Below are 7,334 nucleotides of genomic sequence, written 5' to 3'. Positions count from 1 at the left end.
GCGTGGCCCATCGCGTGCTTAACGATGAGCGTGCATTAACGCTGAATCTGAGCGAAGTGAAGGATTTCCCGCATCACGAAGCCTGCACTTACCGGTATGAAGGCTTTACGTGCGTCGTTCCGCCCGGAAACTACTTTATGATGGGCGATAACCGGGACAATAGTGCCGATAGCCGCTACTGGGGCTTCGTGCCGGACAAGAACATCGTCGGCAAGGCATTTTTCGTGTGGATGAACACGAGCCTGGGCAATATCAAACGAATTGGCAGCATTCATTAATTTCACTATCAGCGGGGAGAGTGGATTTATGCAAGTTAAGGGTCTGAAGCAGCAGGCGGGCATTTCTCTGGTGGGTCTGATCGTCGTTTTGGCCATTCTTGGCTTCCTCGGCGTGCTGGCCATGAAGATCGTGCCGACCTACAGCGAGTACCGTGCGATTTCGTCGGCAATCGTCAAGRCCAAGTCGGCCGGCGATTCGGCGAAGGCGATCCAGGATTCCTTCGATCGCAGCGCGGAAGTAAACTACATCAGTACCTTGACAGGGCGTGACCTGATCATTTCGCGCGAGAATGGCGAGACGGAAGTGAGCTTCGCTTACGAGAAGAAAATTCCGCTGTTCGGGCCTGCCAGCCTGCTGCTGGAATATTCCGGTTCCACGGCCAAGAACGGACCACCAGTTAAAAACGACCAATAAGACACAATGAAATTAGAGTTATTGCAAACCAAATTAGGCTACACGTTCAAGGATGCTGGATTGCTCCAGCAGGCCCTGACGCACCGTAGCCATAGCAGTTTGCATAACGAACGCCTGGAATTTCTGGGCGACTCCATTCTGAACTGCGTGGTCGCCTCGATCCTGTACGAACGCTATAACGCGATCGACGAAGGCGACCTGTCCCGCTTGCGCGCCAACCTGGTGAAGCAGCAATCCTTGTACGAAATCGCCCAGAAGCTGGAGCTGTCGCAGTTCCTGCGCCTGGGTGAGGGCGAATTGAAATCGGGCGGCTTCCGCCGTCCTTCGATCCTGGCCGACACGCTGGAAGCCCTGCTGGGCGCCGTGTTCCTGGATGGCGGCTTCGATAATGCCGCCAAAGCGATCCGTTCCTTCTACATCCCGATTCTCGATTCCGTCGATCCGCAGACCCTGGGCAAGGACGCCAAGACCCTGCTGCAGGAATTCCTGCAATCGAAAAAGATCTCGCTGCCGACCTACAATGTCGTGGCCACCCATGGCGCCGCGCACAGCCAGGAATTCGAGATCGAGTGCCTGGTACCCAAGCTGGGCATCCAGGTGTATGGCCGCGGTGGCAGCCGCCGCGCAGGCGAGCAGGCGGCGGCCAAGCTGGCGCTGGAAGTGGCCGAACAGGCATTGCAAAAAGCACCTGGCACCACGCGCAAATCCAAGCCGCGCGCTACGCAGCTGAAGCTGGCCGGCATCGCCACGGTCCAGAGCGACCAGCCGGCGGAAAAGAAGCAGCTGGCGAATAAATAATTTAAGAGTCCGTATCATGACGAATGCACCTACTCCCGCCGGCTTCCGCTGCGGATACATTGCCATCGTCGGCCGCCCGAATGTGGGCAAGTCGACGCTGATGAACACCCTGATCGGCGCCAAGGTCAGCATCACTTCGCGCAAGGCGCAGACCACGCGCCACCGCATCACCGGCATCCAGACCGTGAGCGATGCGCAGTTCATCTACGTCGATACGCCGGGCTTCCAGACGCGCCATTCGAATGCGCTGAACAAGACGCTGAACAAGACCGTTACCAATACCCTCGATTCCTCCGATGTGATTCTGTACATCGTGGAAGCGGGCACCTTCGGCCAGGCCGACCAGCAGGTGATGGRCCTGCTGCCGAAAAACGTGCCGGTGGTCCTGGTGATCAACAAGTCCGACCGCGTGAAGGACAAAGCCGTGCTGATGCCGTTTGCGCAGCAGCTGTCGGCCAAGTTCAACTTCGCCGCCATCGTGCCGGTCAGCGCCAAGCTGCGCTTCCAGCTGGACGGCCTGCAGAACGAGATCAAGCGCTTCTTGCCGGAGAACGATCCGATCTTCGGCGAAGACGACATCACCGACCGCAGCGAGAAATTCCTGGCGTCCGAGATCGTGCGCGAAAAGCTGTTCCGCTTTGTAGGCGATGAACTGCCTTACACCTCCACGGTGCTGATCGAGAAGTTCGAGCAGGAAGGCAATCTGCGCCGCATCTTTGCCGCCATCCTGGTGGAGCGCGACTCGCACAAATCCATGATCATCGGGAACAAGGGCGCGCGCCTGAAAGAGGTGAGCAGCCAGGCCCGCCTGGACATGGAGAAGCTCTTTGGCGGTCCGGTGTATCTGGAAATCTGGGTCAAGGTCAAATCCGGCTGGGCTGACAACGAGGCTGGCCTGCGCGCCTACGGCTACGAATAATGTCCGACGCAATTGCCGAGCCCGTGTCCCATCTAGCGCCTGACCCCAATGTGAATCTGGGGTCAGGCGCCAAAGGAGACACGGGCTCGGCTGCGACGACCAGGCGCAAGGCGCCGGCGCGCGCGGAACGCACGGTCGGTACCCGCGTTCAGGGCCAGCCGGCCTTCGTGCTGCATAGCTATCCCTACAAGGAAACCAGCCTCATTGTCGACATGTTCACGCGCGATTACGGCCGCGTGGCATTGATCGCCAAGGGCGCCAAGCGTCCGCACTCGCAGCTGCGCGGCGTGCTGCAAACCTTCCAGCCGCTGTCCGCCAGCTGGACCGGCAAGAACGAACTGCGCACGCTGACCGATGCCGAATGGGTCGGCGGCATGCTGCCCCTCGAACGCACCGCACTGCTGTGCGGCTTCTACCTCAACGAACTGCTGGTCAAGCTGACTGCGCGCGACGATGCCCATCCGGCATTGTTCGATCACTACGTGTCCACGCTGAACCAGCTGGCGCACAACGAACCTGCGCCCATCGTCTTGCGCAAATTCGAAATGGCCTTACTTAGGGCTACGGGCGTGGCGGCGGACCTTACACGCAGCATCGACTCGCGCGAAAAAGTGCAAGCCGATGTACAGTACGTTGTGGACCCCGAACGCGGCCCCCGTCCCGAACGCGCCAGCGATAACGCACCGCGTGTGCTGGGCCAGACCCTGCTGGACATGGACCGCGAGGATTACCACGACGCCACCACGCAAGCGCAAAGCAAGCAGCTGATGCGCTTCCTGCTGGCCCACCATTTGGGTGGCGCGCCATTGAACACGCGCCAGATTCTGATCGACCTGATGCAACTGTAAAAAGAATATGAGCTTCCTGCACCCATCCGGCCCGGTGATCGACCTGGGCGTGAATATCGACCACGTGGCCACCCTGCGCAACGCGCGCGGCACCGTGTATCCAGACCCGATCCGTGCCGCGCTGCTGGCCGAACAGGCCGGCGCCGACTGCATCACCCTGCACCTGCGCGAAGACCGCCGCCACATCAAGGACGCCGACGTGATCGCGCTGGCGCCGCAGCTGATCACCCGCATGAATCTGGAAGCGGCCGTGACGCAGGAGATGATCGACTTCGCCTGCCGCATCAAGCCGGCCGACGTGTGTCTGGTGCCTGAGAAGCGCACCGAAGTGACCACCGAGGGCGGCCYGGACGTGATCCGCTATCACAAGGAAGTCGCCGCTGCAGTCAAGCAGCTGCAAGGGGAGGGCATCCGCGTGTCCCTGTTCATCGACGCCGATGAGCAGCAGATCGCCGCCGCCGCCGATGTCGGCGCACCTGTGATCGAACTGCACACCGGTGCCTATGCCGACGCTGAAGGCGAAGCGCAGCTGAAGGAACTGGAGCGTGTGAAGAACGGCGTGCGCTGGGGCGTCGAGAAAGGCCTGAAGGTCAACGCCGGCCACGGTCTGCACTACACCAATGTGCAGGCGATTGCCGCCATCCCGGACATCGCGGAACTGAACATCGGCCACGCCATCGTCGCCCATTCCATCTTCGCCGGTTGGGAAAACGCCGTGCGCGAGATGAAGGCCATCATGGTGTCGACCCGCCTGGGAGCAAAATGATCTACGGGATCGGCACCGACGTCTGCAAGATTCCACGCATTGCCGCCGCGCTGGAACGCAGCGGCGAGCGCTTCGCGCGCAAGATACTCGGTCCGGACGAAATCAAGGTCTACTTCGAGCGCTGCGAGCGCAATCCCGTGCGTGGCGTGCGCTACGCGGCGACGCGCTTCGCGGCAAAGGAAGCTTTCTCGAAGGCGCTCGGCCTGGGCCTGACGCCGCCGATGTCCTGGCATGCGGCGCAGATGCTGAATGCGGACAACGGCAAGCCGGTGATGGTGTTCAGCGGCGCGCTGGCCGGCTATATGAAGGAACACAGGCTGACGGCGCATGTCTCCGTTAGCGATGAAGAGGATTACGCGGTCGCCTACGCGATCGTCGAGCAAGCGAATGACTRAACAGAGCAACGATTCGCGCGAGCAGGTGCTGGCCACCGTGGCCAAGCTGCCCAACCTGCCGGGCGTCTACCGCTATTTCGACGCAGAAGACAAAGTGCTCTACGTCGGCAAAGCGCGCGATCTGAAGAAGCGCGTATCCAGCTATTTCCAGAAGAATCTGGCCAGCCCGCGCATCGCGATGATGGTCGAGCGCATCGCACGCCTGGAGACGACGGTCACGCATAGCGAGGCCGAAGCGCTGATCCTGGAAAATAACCTGATCAAGACGCTGCAGCCGCGCTTTAACATCCTGTTCAGGGATGACAAGTCCTACCCGTATCTGAAGATCACGGGCGACGACTTCCCGCGCATGGTCTACTACCGCGGCGCGGTCGACAAGAAGAACCAATACTTTGGGCCTTTCCCGTCCGCGTGGGCGGTGAAGGAATCGATGCAGATCTTGCAGAAGGTCTTCCTGCTGCGCACCTGCGAAGATAGCGTGTACCAGAACCGCACGCGTCCCTGCCTGCTGCACCAGATCGGCCGCTGCAGCGCGCCTTGCGTGGACCTGATCTCCGCGGAGGACTATCGCAACGACGTCAATAACRCCGCGCGCTTCCTGCGTGGCCGCCAGACCGAGGTGATGGAAGAACTGGAGCAGAAGATGCTCGCCTATGCGTCGGACCTGAAGTTCGAGCAGGCGGCATCGGTGCGCAACCAGATCCAGTCGCTGTCCAAAGTGCTGCACCAGCAAAGCATGGAGACGACCGGCGATCAGGACGTCGATGTGCTGGCCGTGGTGGTGCAGGGCGGCCGCGCCTGCGTCAATCTGGCCATGGTGCGCGGCGGGCGCCACCTGGGGGACCGCGCCTACTTCCCGGCCCATGTGATGGATGCGGAAGCCGTGGCCGAACACGCGATTGAAGTTGAGGTGCTGGCAGCTTTCCTGGTCCAGCACTACACGGAGAAATACATCCCCGGCACGCTGATCCTGAACATCGAGTTCGATCAGCCGGAGCTGATCATCGCGCTGCAGGAGCAATGCGGCCACCGCATCAATCTGATCTTCCAGCCGCAAGGCCAACGCCGGCAATGGCTGGAGCTGGCGCAGAAGGGCGCCGAGATTTCGCTGGCGCGGCTGCTGTCCGAACAGGGTTCGCAGCAATCGCGTACGCGCGCGCTGGCCGATGTGCTGGGTCTCGAAAACGAAGACCTCGATACGCTGCGCGTGGAATGCTTCGACATCAGTCACACGCAAGGCGAAGCGACGCAAGCGTCGTGCGTGGTGTTCCATCACCACCAGATGCAAAACGGCGAATACCGCCGGTATAACATCAACGACATCACGCCGGGCGACGACTATGCTGCGATGCGGCAGGTGCTCACGCGCCGCTACGAAAAAGTGGCCGGCGGCGATGGCGTGATGCCGGACGTGGTGCTGATCGACGGCGGCAAAGGCCAGGTCGAAATGGCGCGCCAGGTCTTTGTGGAACTGGGCCTCGACATCAGCCTGATCGTCGGCGTAGCCAAAGGGGAAGGGCGCCGCGTGGGCCTGGAGACGCTGGTCTTCGTCGACGGCCGCGCGCCGCAGGAGCTGGGCAAAGAGTCCGCGGCGCTGATGCTGGTCGCGATGATCCGCGACGAAGCCCACCGTTTCGCCATCACCGGCATGCGCGCCAAGCGCGCCAAGGCCCGCCAGACCTCGCGCCTGGAGGAGATAGAAGGCATTGGCGTCAAACGGCGCCAGAAGCTGCTGGCGCGCTTCGGCGGCTTGCGCGGCGTGATGAACGCCAGTGTGGAGGATTTGATGTCCGTTGAAGGCATCAGCAGCACGCTGGCCGAGGAAATCTACAAACAACTGCACTAAACTGGCATTGGCGGCATCGCCGTTATACACTAGCGGCGCATAACTACAATTCAATAAGATCGCCTATGCCTTTCAATATTCCGATTCTGCTGACCTGGCTCCGCGTAGCACTGATTCCCCTGGTAGTAGGCGTCTTTTACCTCCCCGAAAACTGGCTTCCCCTGCACGACCGCAATTTTGCGGCAACCCTCGTATTCATCATCGCCGCCATTACCGACTGGTTTGACGGCTTTCTGGCCCGCCGCTGGAACCAGACGTCCGCCTTTGGCGCCTTCCTGGACCCGGTCGCCGACAAGCTGATGGTCACGGGCGCCTTGCTGGTGCTGGTGCAGCTGGACCGCTGCAACGCCATCCTGGCCTTTATCATCATCGGCCGCGAGATCACGATTTCCGCGCTACGTGAATGGATGGCGCAGATTGGCGCGTCCAAATCGGTGGCGGTGAGCTCGCTGGGCAAGATCAAAACTGCGGCCCAGATGGTCGCGATTCCGATGCTGCTGTACTACGAAGTGGTGTTTGGCGCCATCGACACGCGCTACTGGGGCGAGAAGYTGCTGTGGCTGGCCTCCGTGCTGACGGTATGGTCGATGTGCTACTACCTGCAGAAGGCCTGGCCGCTCATTAAAGAAAAAGCGGGGAACTTGAGCTAAATGCCAATGTTGCCCTTGACAGGGCATCTGTATCCTCTATAATGCTGGCCTGCTGTTGATGACGGCGAGCAGTAAAGAGCGATGCGGGAGTAGCTCAGTTGGTAGAGCGCAACCTTGCCAAGGTTGAGGTCGAGAGTTCGAGACTCTTCTCCCGCTCCAGGTCATCAGCAACAATCGCTGGAAAGTTAGGAATGTTTCTGCGATAATACGGTTCCTTCGAAATGCGGGAGTAGCTCAGTTGGTAGAGCGCAACCTTGCCAAGGTTGAGGTCGAGAGTTCGAGACTCTTCTCCCGCTCCAGTTCGCTGGGGCAGTCAGTAGTAAAGATAGTTGTAACTCCAAGCGGGAGTAGCTCAGTTGGTAGAGCGCAACCTTGCCAAGGTTGAGGTCGAGAGTTCGAGACTCTTCTCCCGCTCCAGT

Annotated in this window: 9 protein-coding genes and 3 tRNA genes; all 12 read left to right on the top strand. The window is 60.5% G+C overall.

Annotation, left to right across the window (positions count from 1 at the left end):
- Positions 1–278 (top strand): signal peptidase I (gene lepB, locus AB4Z11_RS17235; protein WP_442026463.1); only part of this gene is annotated, 278 nt, incomplete at its 5' end.
- Positions 279–306: 28 nt separating this feature from the next.
- Positions 307–693 carry a DUF4845 domain-containing protein gene (locus AB4Z11_RS17230; RefSeq protein WP_442026462.1) on the top strand — a complete coding sequence of 129 codons (387 nt, stop codon included), beginning with the start codon at positions 307–309 and terminating at the stop codon, positions 691–693.
- A gap of 6 nt (positions 694–699) precedes the next feature.
- Positions 700–1,491 (top strand): ribonuclease III, encoded by a 792-nt coding sequence (rnc, locus tag AB4Z11_RS17225; protein ID WP_442026461.1) that lies wholly within the window; start codon positions 700–702, stop codon positions 1,489–1,491.
- A gap of 16 nt (positions 1,492–1,507) precedes the next feature.
- Positions 1,508–2,410: a GTPase Era gene (gene era, locus AB4Z11_RS17220; protein WP_442026460.1), complete on the top strand. Its 903-nt coding sequence runs from the start codon at positions 1,508–1,510 to the stop codon at positions 2,408–2,410.
- A complete protein-coding gene (recO, locus tag AB4Z11_RS17215) occupies positions 2,410–3,258 on the top strand; it encodes a DNA repair protein RecO (protein ID WP_442026459.1) in 849 nt (282 codons plus the stop codon). Before era ends, recO begins: the two co-directional genes overlap by 1 nt.
- A gap of 7 nt (positions 3,259–3,265) precedes the next feature.
- A complete protein-coding gene (gene pdxJ / locus AB4Z11_RS17210; protein ID WP_442026458.1) occupies positions 3,266–4,024 on the top strand; it encodes a pyridoxine 5'-phosphate synthase in 759 nt (252 codons plus the stop codon).
- Positions 4,021–4,419, top strand: coding sequence for a holo-ACP synthase (gene acpS, locus AB4Z11_RS17205; RefSeq protein WP_442026464.1), 399 nt, complete (start codon positions 4,021–4,023; stop codon positions 4,417–4,419). The genes pdxJ and acpS overlap by 4 nt, the downstream gene beginning before the upstream one ends.
- Positions 4,412–6,265 (top strand): excinuclease ABC subunit UvrC, encoded by a 1,854-nt coding sequence (gene uvrC / locus AB4Z11_RS17200; RefSeq protein WP_442026457.1) that lies wholly within the window; start codon positions 4,412–4,414, stop codon positions 6,263–6,265. Before acpS ends, uvrC begins: the two co-directional genes overlap by 8 nt.
- 65 nt (positions 6,266–6,330) lie before the next feature.
- On the top strand, positions 6,331–6,915 hold the full coding sequence (pgsA, locus tag AB4Z11_RS17195) for a CDP-diacylglycerol--glycerol-3-phosphate 3-phosphatidyltransferase (protein ID WP_442026456.1): 585 nt from the start codon (positions 6,331–6,333) through the stop codon (positions 6,913–6,915).
- A gap of 83 nt (positions 6,916–6,998) precedes the next feature.
- Positions 6,999–7,074 (top strand) — tRNA-Gly (locus AB4Z11_RS17190).
- 64 nt (positions 7,075–7,138) lie between these two features.
- Positions 7,139–7,214 (top strand) — tRNA-Gly (locus AB4Z11_RS17185).
- Positions 7,215–7,256: 42 nt separating this feature from the next.
- Positions 7,257–7,332, top strand: a tRNA-Gly gene (locus AB4Z11_RS17180).
- Positions 7,333–7,334: the final 2 nt, after the last annotated feature.

Origin of the sequence: Pseudoduganella sp. RAF53_2 (genome assembly GCF_052113985.1) — a bacterium.
In the GTDB taxonomy this organism is placed as follows: domain Bacteria; phylum Pseudomonadota; class Gammaproteobacteria; order Burkholderiales; family Burkholderiaceae_D; genus Rugamonas.
This window is presented reverse-complemented; position numbering and strand designations above follow the sequence as displayed.